The sequence below is a fragment of the Pseudomonas sp. ES1 genome (assembly GCF_050586605.1).
Taxonomy (GTDB): domain Bacteria; phylum Pseudomonadota; class Gammaproteobacteria; order Pseudomonadales; family Pseudomonadaceae; genus Aquipseudomonas; species Aquipseudomonas sichuanensis.
The window spans coordinates 34,695-54,860 of sequence record NZ_JBOBDM010000027.1; the positions used below are offsets into that span (position 1 = coordinate 34,695).

The following is a 20,166-nucleotide window of genomic DNA, read 5'->3' on the forward strand; positions in this document are numbered from 1 at the left end:
CATGCAACTCGACCCCCAGCAACTGGCCGAGCGAATCGCCAGGCTCGCCCCGGAAAAACGCCAAGCCTTCGCCGCTGCCCTGGCTGCGCAAGGCTTCGCCCTCAGCCGCTTGCCGATCGTTGCAGCCAGCGAAGCCGGCCCGCACCCGCTGTCGTGGGCGCAGCAGCGCCTGTGGTTCCTGCATCGCCTGGACCCCTCCAGCAGCGCCTACAACATGCCGGCAGCCCTGCACCTGCGTGGCCGTCTGGACAGCGCGGCCCTGCAACGCAGCTTCGACCAGTTGATCGACCGCCACGCGATCCTGCGCAGCACCTTCGATGAGATCGACGGCCAGGCCCGCCAGACCGTCCACGCCCAGTTGCCGATGCCCTTGGCCCAGGTGGACTTTTCGGCGCTGCCCGCCGAGCAGCGGACCGAGCGCCTGCAACAGCTGATCGACAGCGAGAGCAACCGCCCCTTCGACCTGCGCCAGGCGCCGCTGCGCGGCCTGCTGGCGCGGCTCGACGCCGATGAGCACGTGCTGATTCTGTGTGCCCAGCACATCGTCGCCGACGGCTGGTCGCTGGGCATTCTGGTCAAGGAACTGACCGCCCTCTACAGCGCCGCCCTGCAAGGCCGCGACAGCGACCTGCCAGGCATGCCGATCCAGTATCACGACTACGCGGTCTGGCAGCAGACCAGTCTCAGCGACAGCGCGCTGGCGACCGACCTTGCCTACTGGTGCGAGCAGCTCGGCACTGAGCAGCCCACCCTGGAGCTGCCTACCGACCACCCACGGCCCCGCCAGCCGAGCGGTCGCGGCACGCGCCACTCGCTGCACATCGACGCGGCACTGTGCCAGGCCCTGCGCGAGCTGGCCCAGGCCCGCGGCACCACGTTGTTCAGCGTGCTGCTGGGCGCCTTCAACGTGCTGCTGTACCGCCTCAGCGGGCAGACCGACCTGCGCGTCGGGGTACCGGTGGCCAACCGCACCCGGGTCGAGACCGAGGGCCTGATCGGTTGCTTCATCAACACCCTGGTACTGCGCTGCCAGCTTGATGGCCGCCAGCCCTTCGACGCCCTGCTCGACAGCATCGAGCACACCCGCCGCCAGGCCCTGGCCCACCAGCAGCTGCCCTTCGAGCGGCTGGTCCAGGCGTTGGAGCCTGAGCGCCAGCTGCAGCACTCCCCGCTGTTCCAGGTGATGTTCAACCTGCTCGACGGCAAGACCCCACGCCGTCTGCAATTGCCCGGCCTGGACATCGACGAGATCGAGCGCGAGCAACTGAGCGCGCAGTTCGACCTGGTGCTCAACGTCGTCGAGCGCAGCGACGCCCTGGAAATCACCTTCACTGGCAACGCCGACCTGTTCGAGCACGCCACCCTGGCAGCGCACGCCCACCGCTACGCCACCCTGCTGCACGGCCTGGTGCAGGCGCCCACGGCACGCGTCGCGCAACTGCCGCTGACCAGCGGCGAGCAACAGCAACGCCTGCTGGCCGACTGCCAGGCTTCGCTGGCGCTCGGCCCCCTGCCGGAGCTGGTGCACCTGCGCCTGGCCACGCAGGCGGCCGAGCAGCCCCAGCGCATCGCGCTGATCCACGACGACGACACCTGGAGCTACGCCACCCTGCAGCAGCGCGTCGAGCTGATCAGCCGTCACCTGCTGGCCCTGGACCTGCCCGCCGAAGCGCGCATCGGCCTGTGCCTGCCGCGCGGTCTGGACATCGTCGCCGCGGTGTTCGGCACGCTCAATGCCGGGCTGACCTTCGTGCCGCTGGACCCGCAGTTCCCCAGCGAACGCCTGGCGCACATGATCGACGACGCCGATATCCGCCTGGTGCTGGTCACCCCGGATACCGAGGCTGTCATGGCGCCGTACCAGCGCCCCTGCCTGGACGTCACCCGCCTGGACGCCAGCGCGCCAGCGCTGGTCGGGGTGCCGAGCACACGCCCGGTACATCGGGAGCAATTGGCCTATGTGATCTACACCTCCGGCTCCACCGGCAAGCCTAAGGGCGTGGCGGTCACCCACCGCTCCCTGGCCGGCTACAGTGAAGTGGCACGCGCCTACTATGGGGTCGAGGCCGACGACCGGGTACTGCAGTTCTCGACCTTCAACTTCGACGGCTTCGTCGACCAGCTGTTCCCGCCGCTGGTCTGCGGCGCGGCCCTGGTGGTGCGCGGCCCAGAACTGTGGGACAGCCGCGAATTCCATGCCCGCCTGTACCGCCACCGGATCACCGTCGCCGCCTGCCTGACCACCGCCTACTGGTTCCAGTTGGCCCAGGATTTCGCCCTGCAACCGCACGCGGCCTACGGCGAGCTGCGCCTGGTCAGCGTCGGCGGTGAGGCGATGCCCAGCGCAGGCCTGGATGCCTGGCGCAAGGCCGGCCTGGCCGCAGTGCGCCTGCTGAACATCTATGGCCCCACGGAAATCACCGTGGTCTCCAGCATCCAGGACTGCAACGCGCTGCTGCAGCACGACCCGCTGCCACTGCAACTGCCGATCGGCGCCCCCCTGCGCGGGCGCGCCTACTATCTGCTGGACCGCGACGACAACCTCACGCCAGCGGGCGTCCCGGGCGAACTGTGCATCGGCGGCGAGCTGCTCGCACGCGGCTACCACGACGTGCCCGGCCTGACCGCCGAGCGCTTCTGCCCCGACCCCTACGGCCCACCGGGCAGCCGCATGTACCGCACCGGCGACCGCGCCCGGCGCCTGGCCGACGGCACCTACGAGTACCTCGGGCGTATCGACCAGCAAGTCAAGCTGCGCGGCTTTCGCATCGAGCTGGGCGAGATCGAGTCGCGCCTGCGCACCCACCCGCTGGTACGCCAGGCCCTGGCGCTGGTGCGCGAGGACCGCCCCGGCGACCGCCGCCTGGTGGCTTACCTGGTGTACCACGGGCCAGCCCCGGACACCGCCGAACTGCGCCAGCACCTGGCCGCGCAGTTGCCCGACTACATGGTGCCCGCAGCGTTCGTCGCCTTGGCGCAGATGCCCATGACCCCCGGCGGCAAGCTCAACCGCGCCGCCCTGCCGGCGCCGGACTACAGCGCCCAGGGCAGCAGCCAGCGGGCACCGCAGAGCGAGCGCGAGCAGCAGTTGCTGGCACTCTGGCAGAACGTGCTGGGGCAGCAGGCGATCGCCATGGACGACAACTTCTTCGCCATCGGTGGCCACTCGCTGCTGGCCGCGCAACTGGTCGCCCGCATCCGCCTGGAGCTGAACCTGGAACTGCCCCTGCGCAGCCTGTTCGAGGCACCGACCATCGCCCAACTGGCATTGCTGCTGGATCACGCCGAGCCCGGCCGCCAGGCGCCGATCACGCTGGCCGCGCTGCCGGCCGGTGGCCGCCGGGTGCTGTCCCATGCCCAGCAGGGCATGTGGCTGGTACAAGCCATGCAGCCGGACAGCGCGGCCTATCACATCCCCAGTGCCGCGCGGCTGCTCGGCCGGCTCGACCTCCCGGCTCTGCGCCAGGCCTTCCAGCAACTGGGCCAACGCCACGAAGCGCTGCGCAGCAGCTTCCACGAACAGGATGGTGCCCTGCATGTCACCGTGCAGGACACTATCGAGCTGCCGTTTGAGCGCCATGACCTCGGCCAGGTGCCCGAGGCCGAACGCGAAGCCCACGCCAAGCGCCTGCTGATCGAACTGGCGACGCGCCCCATCGACCTGCGCCAGGCACCGCTGCTGCGCCTGCACCTGGTCCGCCTGGACGACCAGCAGCACCTGCTGCTGCTGGTGATGCACCACATCGTCTCCGACGGCTGGTCGATGGGCGTGCTGGTACGCGAGCTCAGCCAGCTCTACAGCGCAACCCTGAACGGCACCGCGACGAGCCTGCCGGCGCTGCCGATCCAGTACAGCGACTACGCCGCCTGGCAACGCCAGCAGCTGGACAGCACCCAGCAAACCCACTTGGGCTATTGGCTACAGGCCCTGGGCGAGCCCCTGCCGCCGCTGGAGCTGTTCAGCTATCGCCCGCGCCCGCAAGTGCTCAGCGGCCTGGGCGCGCGGCTGTCGTTCCAGGTTGCCGCGGCCCCGTCCCAAGCGCTCAAACAGCTGTGCCTGAACCATGGCGCCACGCTGTTCATGGGCCTGCTGGGGGTGCTGCAACTGAACCTGTACCTGCACAGCGAACGTACCCAGGCGGTGATCGGCACCGACGTGGCCAACCGCGAGCACAGCGAGACCGAAGGCCTGGTGGGCTTCTTCATCAACCAACTGGCACTGCGCGGCGACGTTTCCGGCAACCCCAGCTTCAACAGCCTGCTGCAACGCCTGCGGCCTCAGGTGCTGGAAGCCTTCAGCCATCAGGCGCTGCCGTTCAATACCTTGGTGGAGGTACTCAACCCACCACGCAGCCTGGCCTGCAACCCGCTGTTCCAGGCCAAGCTGGTGCTGCAGAACCATCCGGACGGCGCGCTTGAGCTGCCGGGCCTGACGGTCGCGCCCGAACGCATCGAGCACGGCCAGTCGCAGCTGGACCTGCACCTGAGCGTGGAAGAAAACCAGGGCAGCCTGGCCTGTACCCTGAAATACAGCACCGACCTGTTCGAAGCCCACAGCGCCGAAGCCTTTGCCGGCGCCTTCGTGAGCCTGCTCGAACAGTTGGTGGCGGCCCCTGAAGTACCGGTGGACACGGTCGTCGAACCGCTGCGCCGCACGCTTCAGGAACAACGCATGCAGCACGTGAGCGCACGCAGCGAACAGAGCCTGGCCCGTCTGGGCAGCAGCCGTCGTCGCACCCGCATCAGCACCGACTCTATGGAGGGATAAGACATGAACAGCCCCGCGATTGCCAAACTCGGCGGCATGCGCCGCAAGACCATCCGTGTGGATGAAGACGCACTGGTCCGGTTCACCCCGCTCAACCCAGGCAGCACCTACACCGCCGTGTGCGAACCGGCCGGCCCCGGCATCAATCTGGTGGCTTGGGCCGAGGCCAACCGCGAGCTGATCGAGCGCAAGCTGCTCGAACACGGCGCACTGCTGTTTCGCAACTTCCAGGTGGACAACGCCGAAGCCTTCGACAACTGCATCAGTGCGCTGTCCGGCGGCGCCTTGGAGTACAAATTCCGCGCCTCGCCGCGCACCCAGGTGGACCCGCGCCTGAACATCTACACCTCCACCGACTACCCCAAGGACCAGCGGATCTTCCCGCACAACGAACACTCCTACTCGCCGGTGTTCCCGCTGAAGATCTTCCTGTGGTGCGATATCGCGCCGCTGTCGCGAGGCGAAACGCCGATCGGCGACACCCGGGCGATCAGCCAGGCCATCGACCCCGAGGTGCGCGAGCGCTTCGCCCGCCTGGGCATCATGTACGTGCGCAACTATGGCGACGGCTTCGGCCTGCCCTGGCAAACCGTGTTCCAGACCGAGGACCGCGCCCAGGTGGATGCCTACTGCGCCAGCGTCGGCATCCAGACCGAGTGGAAGGCCGACGGCCGCCTGCGCACCCGCCAGGTAGGCCCGGCACTGGTGCGCCATCCGCGTACTGGCGAGACGCTGTGGTTCAACCACGCCACCTTCTTCCACGTCAGCACCCTGCCGGCCAGCGTGCGCGATGCGCTGCAGGCCGACTTCGCCGATGACGACCTGCCGCAGAACACCTTCTATGGCGACGGCAGCCCGATCGAGCCGCAGGTGCTTGAGCACCTGCGCGGTATCTACCTGCAGCACATGACCGAGTTCCCCTGGCGCCACGGCGACGTGCTGCTGCTGGACAACATGCTCTCGGTGCACGCACGCAACGAGTACGACAGCCCCCGACGCATCCTGGTGTCGATGGCCGAAGCCCTGAACAGCACGGACGTGGCGCTCAAGTCCTGACGCGCCCCCACGGTTCACGGTTTTCGACTCTGCCCCCTATTCAAGGCCTCCCTATCATGTCCAGCATCGCCATCGAGGGCTTTCGCCCCGCCCTGCAACAAAACGCTCACTGGTCGCATGCCAGCGAACGCGACGCCATACTGTTCCTGACCTTCAGCCTGCCTGAGGGCACCGACCTCATCCGCCTGCGAACGACCCTCGCGCAGGTGCTGGAGCAGCACGAGATCCTGCGCACCCGCCTGGTGGCCAGCCCCGGCATGCAACTGCCGGTACAGGTCATCGACGAGCAACTGCGCATCGACTGGCGCGAGGTCGCCGACGACCTGCCTCAGCCCGCCCTGCACAGCCTGCTGGCCAGCGCATTGGCCGAGGCCAGCCTGGCCGTCGCGCTGACCCAGGCCACGCCGCCACGGGCCTGCCTGGCGCTGCCGGCGGCCAACGCCGACCACACCACCCTGCAGCTGCTGCTGCAGCAATGGCAGGCACTCTATCTGGGCCTGCCAGCGGACGAGGAAGCCGTGCAGTTCGCCGACTTCGCCGAATGGCAGTTCGAGCACCTGGGCAGCAGCGACAGCGACGCCGGGCGCGCCTTCTGGCAGCGCCAACAGGCCGACGCTGCCGACCAGTACCTGGTGCAGCACCCCTTCCAGCGCGGCGAGGCCGCACTGCCGGCACAGCCAGCCTGCCTTGCGCGCACCCCGGACGCGGCCTTCCAGGACCACATCGGCAGCGCCCTGGCCGGGCTTGGCGCCTCGGCCGAGGCGCTGTTCGGCTGGTGCTGGGCACTGCTGCTCAAGCGCCACCTGGGTCAACCCCAGGTCCTGCTGGGCTGGGCCCACGATGGTCGCAACAGCGCCACCGCGAACGCCCAGGGTCCCTACGGCAAACGCCTGCCACTGCACCTGGCGCCGGATGACCAGGACACCCTGGCCAACGCCCTCCCCGGCTTCATCCAATTGCTCGAACAGGCGCGCACCTGGCAGGAAGAATGGCCGGCCCAGGCCCAGAACACGCCTTTCGGCTTCAGCCTTCGCCAACCGCTGGCCTCGGCCTGGCCGGTGCTGGCGGTGCACGGTGAAGCCTGCGCCCACAGCCTGTTGCTGGAAGTCCTGGAACAGCCCGAAGGCTTCGCCTTCAACCTGCACTACGATGCCGCCCGCCTGGACGCCGACGCCGCCGGGCTGCTGCTCGACCAGCTCCTCACCCTCACCCTGCAAGCCAGCGCCGCCAGCCAGCACCCACTGGGCGAAGCCTCAGGCATCAGTGCCGCACACCAGGACTGGCTCGCGGCGTTGAACCGCACCGAGGTGCAGCAGCAGACCCCGGCGCTGCTGCACCAGCTGTTCGAACAACAGGTTGCCGCCCGGCCAGAAGCCATCGCCGTGCGCCACGGCGATGCGCACCTGAGCTACCAGGCACTGGAGGCGCGGGCCAATCAGCTGGCACACCAGCTGCGCAACGCCGGCCTGGCCCCCGGGCAGGCCGTGGGCCTGTTCATGGGTCGCGGCCTCGACGCGATCGTCGGTATCCTCGGCATCCTCAAGGCCGGCGGCGCTTACCTGCCGCTGGACCCGAGCTACCCGGCCGAGCGCCTGAGCGACGTGCTTGAGCAGACCCGCGCCACCCTGCTGCTGAGCCTGAGCAGCCTGGAACCACGCCTGCCCAAAGGCGACTACCGCACCCTGTGGCTCGACCGCCTCGCCGAGCATGAACTGCCCACGCAGCGCCCGGAGCCGGTGAGCGACGGCGACAGCCTGGCCTACCTGATCTTCACCTCCGGTTCCACCGGCCGACCCAAGGGCGTGATGGTGTCGCACCGCAATGCGGTGCACTCTACCGCCGCGCGCCTGCTTGCCTATCAAGAGCCGCTGCAAGCCTTCCTGCTGGTATCGGGGCTGGCCTTCGACAGCTCGGTGGCCGGGCTGTTCTGGACCCTGGCCCAAGGCGGCGAACTGTGCCTGCCCCAGGACGACCAGGTGCAGGACGCCCTGGCCCTGGGCCGACTGATCGGCGCCCGGCAGATCAGCCACACCCTGATGCTGCCGTCGCTGTACGGGCAGGTGCTGGAACAGGCCGCCGATCAGCTGGGCAACCTGCGCTGCGCCATTGTCGCCGGTGAAGCCTGTCCGGCCAGCCTGGCCCGCCAGCACCGGCAGCAGTGCGCCCAGGCCCAGCTGTACAACGAGTACGGGCCGACCGAGGGCTCCGTGTGGTGCAGCTACTACCGCGCCCGGGGTGACGAACACGGCGTGCTGCCGATCGGCAAAGCCATCGCCAACATGCAGCTGTACGTGCTCGACGCCCAACTGCGCCCGGTGGCGGCCGGCGTCAGCGGCGAAATCTATCTCAGCGGCGCTGGCATCACCCAAGGCTACCTGGGCCGCCCCGACCTCAGCGCCGAGCGCTTCCTGAACAACCCGCTGAACCCGGCCGGCAGCCTGCTGTACCGCAGCGGTGACCTGGGCCGGGTCAACGCCGAGGGCAACATCGAGTTCCTCGGGCGTATCGACGACCAGGTGAAGATTCGCGGCTTCCGCATCGAGCTGGGCGAGATCGAAGCACGCCTGCTGACCCACCCAGGCGTGCGCGAGGCCGCCGTGGTGGCACGCGCCAACGACAGTGGTGACAACGAACTGGTCGCCTACGTTGTCGCCCGCGATGCCTGCCCGGGTGCCACCGCACTGCAGGCGCACCTGGGCCTGCACATGCCGGAGCACATGGTGCCGAAAACCTATGTGATGCTCGCGGCCTTCCCCCTGACCCCCAACGGCAAACTCGACCGCAAGGCCTTGCCGGCACCGGTGCGTGAACGCCGGGCCAGCTACCGGGCGCCGGGCACCGAGCGCGAAGCCACGCTGGCGGCGTTGTGGGCCGAGGTACTCGGCGTTGAACAGGTGGGGCTGGATGACAACTTCTTCGAGCTCGGCGGCCACTCGCTGACCGCCACCCGCCTGGTTTCGCGCCTGCGCAGCAGCCAGGGCCTCGAAGTGCCGGTGCGGGCGCTGTTCCAGCACCCGACCCTGGGCGCATTCGCCGACCAGGCCCTGCCGCGGGCCGAGACCTCGACGCTGCCGCCGATCCGTGCGCACCACAGCGAAGCGCCACTGCCGCTGTCCTACGCCCAGGAGCGCCTGTGGCTGTTCGACCGCCTGCACCCAGGCAGCACCACCTATAACGTGCCCGAGGCGGTTCGCCTGCGCGGCGCCCTCGACCTGCCGGCCCTGGAGCGCAGCTTCAGCGTGCTGCTGCAGCGCCATGCAAGCCTGCGCACCACCTTCGCCCTGGACGGTGACCGGCCGGTGCAGCAGGTACAAGCGGCCGAGGACTTCGCCCTGGGCCTGATCGACTTGAGCCGTCTGCCTGACGCGCAGCGCAGCCAGCGCCTGCGCCAGGAACTACAGGCCCAGGCCGCGCACCGCTTCGACCTTGCGCACGGGCCACTGCTGCGCGCCGGCCTGGTGCGCCTGGCAGCCGACGAACACGTGCTGTGGCTGACCCTGCACCATATCGCCTTCGATGGCTGGTCGATGCGCGTGTTCACCCGCGAGCTGATCGCCCTGTACAGCGCCTTCAGCCATGGCCAGCCCTCGCCGTTGGCCGAGCCGCAACTGCAGTACGCCGACTTCGCCCAATGGCAGCGCCGCGAGCTTAGCCAGGCGGCGCTCAAGCCGCAGCTGGACTTCTGGCTGGAGCACCTGGGTGAGGACCGCAGCCTGCTGCAACTGCCGTGCATGCTGCCGCGTCCGGCCCTGCCCAGCCACCGTGGCGCCGAACACAGCCTGGTGCTTGGCCCGCAACTGGCCCAGGCCCTGCACGCCTACAGCCGCGAACAGGGCTGCACGCTGTTCATGACCTTGCTGGCAGCATTCAACGTGCTGCTGGCAGGCCACAGCCAGCAATCGGCGATCCGCATCGGCATCCCCATTGCCAACCGCCATCACCAGGAGCTGGAGGGGCTGGTCGGCTTCTTCGTCAACACCCTGGCGCTGCGCACCGACCTGGCCGGCAACCCGCACTTCGACAGCGTGCTGCACCAGGTGCGCGACAACTTGCTGCACGCCCATGCCAACCAGGACCTGCCGTTCGAGCAACTGTTGCAGGCCCTGCCCGGCGCCCAGCAGCACAGCGCGCCGCTGCTGCAGGTGATGTTCGACCTGCACCAGGAGCGCAACCTGCGTTCGTCGGCGTTCGGCGACCTGAGCATCGAGCCGCTGAACGAAGACCATGGCAAACGCAGCACGCTGTTCGACCTGATGCTGGATGTCAGCGAGCGTGAACAGGGGCTGATCGCCACCTTCACCTACAGCACCGACCTGTTCGAGCACGCCAGCATCGAGGCGCTTGGCGAGGACCTGCAGGCCCTGCTCGAAGCCCTGCCCGGCCAGCCGGCACCGTCGTTCGAGGCCCTGGTGCAACGCCTGCGGCCACAGCCAACGGCACACGCCGGGCAGCAACCCGACGCCCGCGAGCAGGTGGCGCAACTGCTCCGCGAGGTGCTGGAGCTGCCAACGCTGGATGAGCAGGCGCATTTCTTCGAGGTGGGCGGCAGCTCGCTCAAGGCCGTGCTGCTGTGTGCCCGCGTACAACAGCTGTGGGGCACCCAGGTACCGGCCCACCTGGTGTTCCTCAACCCCCGCCTGGACGACCTGCTGAACGTGCTGAGCCGCTACCGCCACGCCTGACCCTGACCCGCGCGCTGGCCGGACCCAGGCCAGCGCGCGGGCTCAGCGGCAAAAGCACCGGCCCAGCCGGTGCAACCAGGCCTTGCGCCAGTACAGCAACACGCTCACGCCGAGGCCGCAGGGCACCAGCGCCAGTACCCAGAACAACGTCCCCATCGCCAGCCCCAGGCCGGCCTGCATCACCAGCCATGCCAAGCTCGATACCAGCAGCGCTGACAGGCGTAAGGCACGCGTACCGGGAAAGGCGTGTGGCTGCATCACCTGCCGCCAATGCCCGGCCTGACTCAGGGCCAGCATCGCCAGGCCCAGTGTCTGCAAACTCAGCCCGCCCAAACTCGCCAGCCACTCAGGCATCCTTGACCTCCGCCAACCTGTGCCCAGGCGCAGCCCGTCGCCGCAGGCGCCAGCCCAGGCTGCCGGCCAGTAGGGTGCAAGCCAGCAGGGCCAGATCGACACCGGCCACTGCCCACAACCCCTGGCTGAGCGCCCGCCATGGATGATCGCCGGTACTCCAAGCGTTGGACACCACGGCCAACAGCGCCAGTACGCTGATCGCCAGGCATTGGGCCGCCCATGGCGCGCGGGCCTGCGCGCAACGACAGATCCCCCACAACGCGTGCAGACCGGCCAGTAACCAGGCGGCCAAGAACACCCGCACCTCCCAGTCGGCACGCCCGCTCACGGCCTCCGGCAACCAACGGTTGGCCACCAGCATGGCCAAGGTGGCCAGGGGCATGCCGGTGATCAGCACGCTGCACAGCAGGGTCATCGACATCCCACCCTTATCCTGGGCAGGCTGTTGCAGGCGGCGCTTGGCCAGCCAGTACAGCAGGCCGCTGGCGAGCATCACGCAACCACTCAGGCCTGCGAAAAAGTACAGGGCGCGCAAGCCGGGCTGATGGAAGTGCGCCACGTGCAGACCGGCCAGCACATCCAGGGTCGCGGCCGCGGGCGGCAGCCGCGATTCATGCAGCAGCCGCCCGCTGGCGGCGTCGAAGTACAGGGTCTGGCCGTCCAGGCTCAGGCGGTCGGCCAGGCTGCGGCTGACCTCGACATAGGCATTGGCGTCACCGGGGTGCCAGACCCTGACGAACGCAGGCGCGCCGCCCCCCCATTGCTGGCGGGCCTGGGCCAGCATGCCGTCGAGCGAGGCCAATGGCCCCGGGGTGCCCGACGCCGGGCGGCTGAAGGCGGCGTTGGCCTGCACCGCGAACTGCCCGGCCTGGCCCGGATACAACGCATCGATGGCCGCCGGCAGGTACAGCGGGAACAGGATCAGCAGGCCGCTCAGCAGGATCAACGCATGAAACGGCAAGGCGAATACACCGGTCAGGTTGTGCAGGTCGAGCAACCGACGGGGGGCCTTGTCGGCCCTCAAGGTGAACAGGTCCTGGAACAGCCGCGCATGGATGCATACGCCGGCAATCAGGGCAATCAGCCCGACCATCGCGGCCAGGCCCAACAGCCGGGCACCGAGGTTCCAGGCATTGATGTTCAGGGTGTAATGAAGACGGTAGAAAAAGTCGCCGCCGCGGCTACCGGCGGCGGCCAGCACGCCGTCGTTGCCAGGCAGCAGGAAGCGGTTGAAGCCTTCGCGCTCGACGCTCCAGGCCTGAAAACGCATAAGCGGGCGGCGCGCGTCGGGCAGCTCGACATACCACTGCAGCAGCGCCTTGCCCTCGCTCAGGTCGGCCACCCGGGGTAGCACCTGCTGGTCCAGCGAGAGCGGCGCGGGCGCCGGCGCCACCCGCAGTGCCGGCAGCATCCAGCTGTCCAGCTCGCGGTCGTACAACGCCAGGCTGCCCATGAAAAACGCGATCAGCAACAACGCGGAAAACCCCAGGCCCAGCACGCGGTGCGCCCACAGCATGGCCTGGCGGACACTGTCGAACATCAGCCCGCCCCCACCAGCGCACGCAGTGAGGCCAGCATCGCCAGCGACACGCCGGCCAGCCACAGGCTGTTGCGCAGCACCCGCCGCGCGCTCAACAACCAGAGCACCAGTGGCGGGTAGAGCACGAAGGCGGCGATCGAACTGCTCAGCACCGCCTCGCTGGGTGCTTGCCCAAGCCATGCCAGGGCCAGCGCGGCCAGGGCGCTGAGTGGCCAGATGAACAGGTAGGCCAGCAGCAGGGCCAGCAGCAGCCACACCCCGCGCTGTCGGCCCCGTGCGCCTGCCTTGAGTGACGCCGATTGTTTCACCCTGTTCTCCTTGTTCCTTCGCGGTGATTCAACGCCTCAAAAAGTTCGCCCCCGCAGCGGCCCAGCTGAATCAGCGGCTCATCTGTGGGGGCGTGTCTGCCGGGCCATGGTGCACAGCAGCGGTGCCGGCGCAGTATGCCGGGCGGCGCCGCTGCTGTCGCGCGTCAGAACTTGGCGCGCAGGGTCAAGGATACCGCGCGGGGATCACCGAAGATGTTCCCGTCCTGGAAGGTATTGATGCGCTGGTAGTACTTCTTGTTGGCCAGGTTGGTACCGAGCAGGTCCGCCGACAGGTGCTCGTTGACCTGATAGCCAATACCCGCGTCGTACAGCGCGTAGCCGCTCTGCTGCAGCTTGGTGCCGTCCATGTCGATGCCAGGCACGTACAGCTTGTTGTAGGTTTCGCTGACAACGCTCACGCCGCCCTGCACGCTCCACTTTTCAAGCTCGCCAGGCAATTTGTACAGGGTCCAGACCCGCAGCATGTTTTTCGGCAGGTAAGTCTGCAGCTGCTCGTTGGGGCTGTCGTAGCGCTTGTAGGTGTGGGTGAAGTTGGCGGTGAGGAACCAGTCAGGCGTCATCTGCCCGCTCACTTCCATCTCGTAGCCACGGGTGCGCGCCTTGCCACCGGCCACCACGGCCCGCGAGTTCGGGTCGTTCATGTCGGGGATGGCGCGGTTCTCTTCCTCGATCTGGAAGGCTGCCAGCGAGGCGTTCACCGCGCCGTCGAGGAACTCACCCTTGATGCCGAGCTCATGCTGCTTGCCTTCGATCGGCGCGATGATGCTGTTGTTGATGTCAAGGTTGCTGACCGGCTGCGGGTTGAACACCTCGGCGTAGTTGGCGTACAGCGAGTAGTTGTCGTTCAGCTCGTAGATCAGCCCGTAGAACGGGGTGAATTTCTGCGATTCGCTCTGGCTGGTCTTTTCCGACGGCGAGCCAGCCTCGGGCTGGTGCTGGCTGCGGTGCATGTCGAGCCAGGTGACACGGCCGCCGAGCACCAGGGTCAGAGGGTCGGCCAGGCTGATGCGCATGTTGCCGTAGACCGCCTTGGAGCGGGTGTTGGCGACGTTGGTCGGCAGGCGGTCGTCATTGGGGAACGCCGGGTAGCCGAAGTTCGGCTGTGGGTTGTAGAGGTCCACATTACCGAGGAAGCTGGAGAAGTAGCCGCCGTTGGACGAGAACTCCGAACGCGAATAATTGGTCCCCACCAACAGTTTGTGTTCACGGCCGAACAGGCTGAACGGACCGTCGGCGTACAGGTCGACTTCGTCCTGTTTCTCACGGTAGTCGAACATGATCGAATTCATCGACACCAGGTTGTCGGCCGGGTCGATGCCACCGCCATTGCGGGCGTAGGCCTGGGTCAGGTCATAGTTGTTGTCGGCATGGCGCACCGACAGCTTGGTCTTCCAGTCGCCGCCGAGCTGATGCTCGAGTTCGGTGAACACCGAGGTGCTCCAGAAGTAGTCGCGGTTCCAGTTGGCGCCGTAGAAGTTCTTGCGCGAGACGTCCGGCAGCGACATGGCCGCTTCGCCGGCGGCGTTGGTGTAACGGAACGCCGGCAGCGAGCGCTGGGCGCCGCGGATGTCGGTGTTCTGGTTGCTGGCGCCGATGGTCCAGACGGTGTCCGGAGTCAGGTCGATGTCGACGATGCCGTAGGCCTGGTTCGTCTCACGCTTGCCGCTGCCATCGTAGGGGAAAGCCGTCTTGTTCTCGCTGAGCACCAGGCGGCCACGGATGTTGCCGGATTCGGTCAACGGGCCGGTGACATCGACCATGCCACGGTAGGCGTCCCAGGAGCCTGCGCTGATTTCGGCCGATACCGCCGCGTCAGCCTGCGGGCGCTTGCGCACCAGGTTGATGCTGCCACCCGAACCACCGGCGCCGGTCAGGCTGCCGGATGGCCCCTTGAGGACTTCGACGCGGTCGTACATGGTCAGGTCCGGCGACAGGAAGATCCGGTTGTCCATGGTGGTCGGCGTGCCGTCCAACTGTAGCGAGGTGATCTCGAAACCGCGCGAGAAGAAGCTCAGGCGGCTGGCGTCGATGCGCTGCACGGTCACACCGCCCACTTTGCCCAGGGCATCCTCGAGGGTGTAGAGGTTCTGCTTCTGGATGCGTTCCTGGCCGATGACGTTGATGGTCTGCGGCACTTCCTTCAGGCGCAGCGGCACCTTGGTGCCTACCGAGACCGTCGGCGCTTCGGTCTGCATGCCGACGATTGTCTGGTCAGGCAGCGTGATGGACGCCGGCGGCGCCTTTTCCTCGGTGCCTTCCTCGGCCCATACCGCCGGGGCGAGCAGCATGCTGCTGCTCACCAGGGGCACCAACAGCCAATTCCCCGCCTTGCTCGGCTGCCGCCCCTTTTCAACGTGACTCATACCGCAAGCTCCTGTGCATGGCCTGTTTCAGCCATTATTTTTTTTAAGTGTTGTGCTACGAAAATCACGCGCCGGTCACACCGGCGTCGGCAGCGCCGAAGCAGCGCCTGCCGCAGTGCCGATGGCTACATGGTCATAGGGATAGAGCTGGCCGCCGTCGCACTTGAGCACGCGGTCGGCGATGGCGAAGTAGTGGTCGTCGTGGCTGATGGCAATGATGGTCTTGCCCTGCGCCTTGAGTTCGGGCAACAGCTCGCGGTAGAAGAACGCCCGGAAGCCCGGGTCCTGGTCGGCGGCCCACTCGTCGAGCAGCAGGATCGGCCGTTCCTCGACCAGCGCCACCAGCAGGGCCAGGCGCTTGCGCTGGCCCTGGGACAGGCGGGTGGTGGACAGCCCGCCCTGGGCGTCAATGCTGACCTTGCGCTGCATGCGCAGGCGCTCAAGCCAGGCCTGGGCCAGTTGCGGATCGAAATCGCCCTGCGGGCCGACCAGGCGCTCGAACAGGTAGAAGGTGGAGAACACCGTGGAGAAATGCGCGCGGTACCAGTTGCGCAACGCCGGGGTGATTGCCACGCCTTGCAGCTTCAGGGTGCCGGCGCTGGGCTCGTAGAGGCCGGTGAGCAACTTGGCCAGGGTCGACTTGCCGCTGCCGTTGCCACCGACGATGAACAGGATCTCGCCCTTGGCAATGCTCAGGTTCACCGGCCCCAGGCGGAAACCGTATTCGTCGGCCTGGTGCGGGTAGTCGTAGCTCAGGCCCTGCAGCTCAAGCATCGGCTGGCCACTGTCGACCTCGCCGCCGCTGGCCGAGGGCTCTTCGCGGTAATCGGCAAAGGCCAGGGTCTGGATCTTGGCCAACGACACATTACCGGCCACCAGGGTCGGCAGGCTGCCGATCAGGTCGTTGAGCGGCATGCGCAGGAACATCAGCACCAGCACGAATGCGCCGATCACACCATTGCTCACCCCCAGCCAGGTGCCCGCGGCAAACAGCCCGCCGGCCAGGGCGAGGATAAGCGCCACGGTCCAGTTCAGGCTCAAGGTCCAGTAGCGGTCGGCGTGCACCTCGTTGCGCCGCGCGTATTCGGCCGCCGGCTGCAGGTCGAGGGCGTAGAAGCGCTCCTTGCGCTGGGCGTTGAGGGCCAGTTCGAAGCGCCCTTCAATGGCGCCCTGGTAAGCGGCGTACAGGCGATCGTCGGTTTCGCGCACCCGGGTCATCAACTGGCGCATCTTGGCAAACCAGCCGTGGGCCAGCCAAGTGCCCAGGCCCAGGCCGACCGCGCAGATCACCAGCAACTGCCACGACAGCCAGGCCATGTACAGGCAGCCGCCCAGCATCAGGACCAGGTTGTAGAACACGAACGGCATGCGGTTGAAGGCCTGGCCGATACTGACGATGTCCTTGCTCAGGGTCGCGTACAGGCTGGCTTCGCCGATTTTTTCCAGTTGCTCGATGGAGGTGTCCAGCAGGCGTTTGACCATCTGCAGGCGCAGCTCATAGACCACCCGGTGGCCCAGGGCCGTGAGCAACGCCTGGGAGCCGAAACCGCAACCGAACAGCAGCACCAGCAGGCCGAAGAACTTGGCCCCCAGGGCCGGGTTCATGCTGACGCTGCCGGCGATCAGGCGGTTGATCTCGTTGATCAGCCCGATGCCGGCCGCCGCGCTGATCAGGCTGGCCAGCAGGCCCAGGCTGAGCAGAGCGCGATGACGCTTGAGCAGTGATAGGAACAGGGTCATGCGAAATCCTCAGGGTGGCCTGTGCAATGGCCCAAATGGTTCACTCGAAGGCGAGCAACAGTTTTTCGATCTCGGCCAGTTCATCGACAACCGGCGTGGCGCAAGCCTGTTCGATCAGCGCCGCCATGTCGGCCAGCACCGGGTTGGCGAACAACTGGGCCAGGGCGACCTCGCAGGCGAAGTGCTGGCGGATGCGTGCCTGGATCCTCACCAGTTGCAGCGATTGCGCGCCCAGGCGGAACAACTCGGCGCGGGGGGCGATCGGCCAGATGCCGAGCACCTCGCGCCAGATCTGTGCCAGGCCCTCCTGCCACGGCCCGGCCAAGGCCTCGTCGCTGGCGTCGTCGGCGCCCGCCCATTCGGGCTCGGGCAAGGCCTTGCGGTCGACCTTGCCATTGGCGTTCAGGGGCAGGCTGGCCAGCACCACGAACGCGCTCGGAACCATGTAGGCCGGCAGGCACTGGCGCAGTTGCTGCTGTGCCCAGGCGCTATCGAACTCGCCCGCGCCGTGGCACAGATAAGCCACCAGCAAGTCCTGGCCAGCCGGTGCCCGACGCAGCACGACCACCGCCTGGGAGACACCCCGCAGTGCCACCAGCGCGCTTTCGATCTCGCCCAGTTCGATACGGAAACCGCGCAGCTTGACCTGAAAGTCGCTGCGCCCAAGGAACTCCAGGCTGCCATCGTCGCGGTAGCACGCCCGGTCGCCGGTGCGGTACAGCCGGCTGCCGGCCTGCGCCCCCGGCGCCGAAGGCTGGGCGAAGGGATTGGGCACGAAGGCCGCAGCCGTAAGCTCTGGCCGATCGGCATAGCCACGGGCCACGCCGGCGCCGCCGATGTAGAGGTCGCCGGCCACACCCACCGGCTGCGGCTCGAGGTATTCGTCAAGCACATACAGACGGTTGTTGGCCAGTGGCCGGCCGATCGGCAGGATCGCGCGGCTCACCTGTTCGACGGCCTGCACGGCTGACCACACGGTGGTTTCGGTCGGGCCATAGACGTTCAGCAGGCTCACCTGGCGCGCCAACAGGCGCTCGGCCAGCTCGGCCTTGAGCGCCTCGCCGCCACACAGCAGGCGCAGCCCGGCCCAGGCCGGCGAGTCGTGCTCGACCAGCATCTGCCAGGTGGCTGGCGTGGCCTGCATGACACTGACGCCATGGCGCTGCATCAAGCCGAGCAATGCACCCGGATCGAGGCTGTCCGCACGGCTGGCCAATACCACGGTGGCGCCATGCACCAGCGGCAGGAACAGCTCCAGCCCGGCGATATCGAAGCCCAGGGTGGTCACCGCCAACAGCCGGTCGGCAGCGCTCATCTGCACATGGGCCTGGATGCCATGGAGGAAGTTGACGAACGCCTCACGCTCGATGTCGACGCCCTTGGGGCGCCCGGTGGAACCGGAGGTATACAGGGTGTAGGCCAGCTGCCGAGGGTGCACGGGTAGCCCGAGGCCGCTGTGGGGCAGCAGCGCGAGGGCGTCGTCCAGGGTTTCCAGCAGCACCACCCGGGCCGTGCTGCCCACCACTTGCTGCAGGTTCGCCCGGGTCAGCACCAGCCGTGGCTTGGCCTGGCTGATGATATCGCTGTTGCGCGCGGCCGGTTGGCCAGGGTCGATCGGCAGGTAGGCGCCGCCGGCCTTGTGTACCGCCAGCAGCGCCACCAGCAGGTCGGGCTCGCGTTCCAGGCAGATCCCCACCCGCTCGTCGCAGCCCACCCCATTGGCCACCAGCCAGTGGGCCAGGCGGTTGGCCCGGGCATCGAGGGCGGCGTAGCTCAGGGTTTGCTCGCCGCAGATCAGCGCACAGCGCTGAGGCGCGGCCGCGACCTGGCGCTCGAACAGCGCCAGCATGTCCTCGTCCGGTACCAGCGCCTGCTCGCTGGCGTTCCAGTGTTCGAGCTGCCGCTGGCGCTGGCCCTCATCGAGCAGCGGCAGCTGCCAAACCGGTACGTCGGGCCGGCTCATCAGGCCGTCGAGCAGCAGGCTGTAGCCGGCCGCGAGGCGTTCGATGGTCGCTGGCGCGAACAGCTCCAGGCTGTATTCCAGCTCACAGAAGATACCGTCGGGACGTACCGCGGCATCCAGGGTCAGGTCGAACTTGGCGCTGTCCTGCGCCGGCAGGACCCGCTCGGTCTGCCCCCCCGCCAAGCTGAAGTTCACCGCCGCGCCGCTGCTGAGGTTGAACATGGCCTGGAACACCGGGGTACGGCTGGCGTCGCGCTCGACGTCGAGGTGTTCGAGCAGCAGCTCGAACGGCACCTCGGCGTGTTGCAGGGCATCGAGCGATTCCTGGCGCAGGCGTTCGCACAGCGCGCGGCCGGTCAGCTGCGGGCCGAGCTCAACGCGGTAGACCAGGGTGTTGACGAAAAAGCCCAGCAGCTCGTCGAGCGCTTCATGGTTGCGTCCGCCATGGGGCACGCCGACCGCGAAGACCTGCTGGCCGCTGTAGCGTGCCAGCAGCACCTGCCAGGCCGCCAGCAGGATCACCAGGGCGCTGCTGCCATTGCCGCGGCAGAAGGCCTGGACCTGCTCGGCCTGCGCCGCTGGCAATTGCCAACGCAGACGCTGCCCGCGCAGGCCTTGCTGCGCCGGGCGCGGGAAATCGGTGGGCAGTTCCAGCACCGGCACCTGGCTGCCCAGATAGTGCTTCCAGTAATCCAGGTCGGCCTGGGGCGCGGCGCCACCCAGGCGCTCACGCTGCCACAGCGCGTAATCGATGTATTGCACCGGCAACGACGGCAGGCGCGGGGTGTCGCCGCGCAACGCCTGGGCATAGGCGCTGGCCAGGTCGGCCACCAGGATCGGGTTGGACCAGGCGTCGCTGACGATGTGGTGCATCTTGAGCAACAGCCCGTGGCAGGCTACGCCGTAGCGGATCAGCTCGACCTTGAGCAAGGGGGCCTGGGAGAGGTCGAAGGCGAAGCCATCCTCGATGCCCAGCAGGCCCTGCAGATGGTCGTGCCGCTCAGCCTCGGCCACGTCCGGGCAGGAACGCTCGTGCAGGAAGAACGCGGCGCTGGCCAGCATCTCCTGGCGCGGCTCGCCATCTATTTCGATGAAGCGTGTGCGCAGTACGCCGTGCCGCTCGACCAACGCGGTGAATGCCTGGCGCAAGGCCTGGGCATTCAACACACCGTTGAAGATAAAAGCGCGGGTAAGGTTATAAGCCGTGGAAAGCGGTGCCAGGCGCTGCAAGAACCACAGGCGCTGCTGCGCGAATGAAAGAAGTTGCGGGCCGTCATGGGCACGCATCACCAGAGGGTCTGGCTGTGCCTGGGCATCGCTCTGCAGCAGGGCAAGTAACGCGTCATCGAGATTGTCCATCGGTGTTCGAAT

At 67.7% G+C, this 20,166-nt stretch carries 9 protein-coding genes; 3 read left to right on the forward strand and 6 right to left on the reverse strand.

Annotated features, from left to right (window positions below; all coding sequences use genetic code 11):
• Position 1 precedes the first annotated feature (1 nt).
• The 3 genes from ACQ4N9_RS13265 to ACQ4N9_RS13275 are packed head-to-tail and all read left to right on the forward strand — an operon-like array spanning position 2 to position 10,506.
• Positions 2-4,768: an amino acid adenylation domain-containing protein gene (locus ACQ4N9_RS13265; protein ID WP_430933022.1), complete on the forward strand. Its 4,767-nt coding sequence runs from the start codon at positions 2-4 to the stop codon at positions 4,766-4,768.
• Positions 4,769-4,771: 3 nt separating this feature from the next.
• Complete coding sequence (locus tag ACQ4N9_RS13270; protein ID WP_390968731.1) at positions 4,772-5,824, forward strand: TauD/TfdA family dioxygenase; 1,053 nt, start codon at positions 4,772-4,774, stop codon at positions 5,822-5,824.
• 56 nt (positions 5,825-5,880) lie between these two features.
• Positions 5,881-10,506 carry an amino acid adenylation domain-containing protein gene (locus ACQ4N9_RS13275; RefSeq protein WP_390968729.1) on the forward strand — a complete coding sequence of 1,542 codons (4,626 nt, stop codon included), beginning with the start codon at positions 5,881-5,883 and terminating at the stop codon, positions 10,504-10,506.
• Between the two features lie 42 nt (positions 10,507-10,548).
• On the opposite strand, the gene ACQ4N9_RS13280 is transcribed toward ACQ4N9_RS13275, so the two are convergent.
• The 6 genes from ACQ4N9_RS13280 to ACQ4N9_RS13305 form a co-directional block, all read right to left on the reverse strand.
• Complete coding sequence (locus ACQ4N9_RS13280; protein WP_390968727.1) at positions 10,549-10,860, reverse strand: DUF3325 family protein; 312 nt, start codon at positions 10,858-10,860, stop codon at positions 10,549-10,551.
• The gene (locus tag ACQ4N9_RS13285) at positions 10,853-12,400 is read right to left on the reverse strand and encodes a PepSY-associated TM helix domain-containing protein (RefSeq protein ID WP_390968725.1); all 1,548 of its coding nucleotides are present in this window, start codon (positions 12,398-12,400) and stop codon (positions 10,853-10,855) included. The genes ACQ4N9_RS13280 and ACQ4N9_RS13285 overlap by 8 nt, the downstream gene beginning before the upstream one ends.
• A complete protein-coding gene (locus ACQ4N9_RS13290) occupies positions 12,400-12,708 on the reverse strand; it encodes a hypothetical protein (protein WP_390968723.1) in 309 nt (102 codons plus the stop codon). The genes ACQ4N9_RS13285 and ACQ4N9_RS13290 overlap by 1 nt, the downstream gene beginning before the upstream one ends.
• Before the next feature lie 164 nt (positions 12,709-12,872).
• Positions 12,873-15,092 carry a TonB-dependent siderophore receptor gene (locus ACQ4N9_RS13295; RefSeq protein ID WP_390968721.1) on the reverse strand — a complete coding sequence of 740 codons (2,220 nt, stop codon included), beginning with the start codon at positions 15,090-15,092 and terminating at the stop codon, positions 12,873-12,875.
• 75 nt (positions 15,093-15,167) lie between these two features.
• The gene (locus tag ACQ4N9_RS13300) at positions 15,168-16,832 is read right to left on the reverse strand and encodes a cyclic peptide export ABC transporter (RefSeq protein ID WP_390968719.1); all 1,665 of its coding nucleotides are present in this window, start codon (positions 16,830-16,832) and stop codon (positions 15,168-15,170) included.
• Between the two features lie 40 nt (positions 16,833-16,872).
• Complete coding sequence (locus ACQ4N9_RS13305; protein ID WP_390968717.1) at positions 16,873-20,154, reverse strand: non-ribosomal peptide synthetase; 3,282 nt, start codon at positions 20,152-20,154, stop codon at positions 16,873-16,875.
• Between the last annotated feature and the right edge of the window lie 12 nt (positions 20,155-20,166).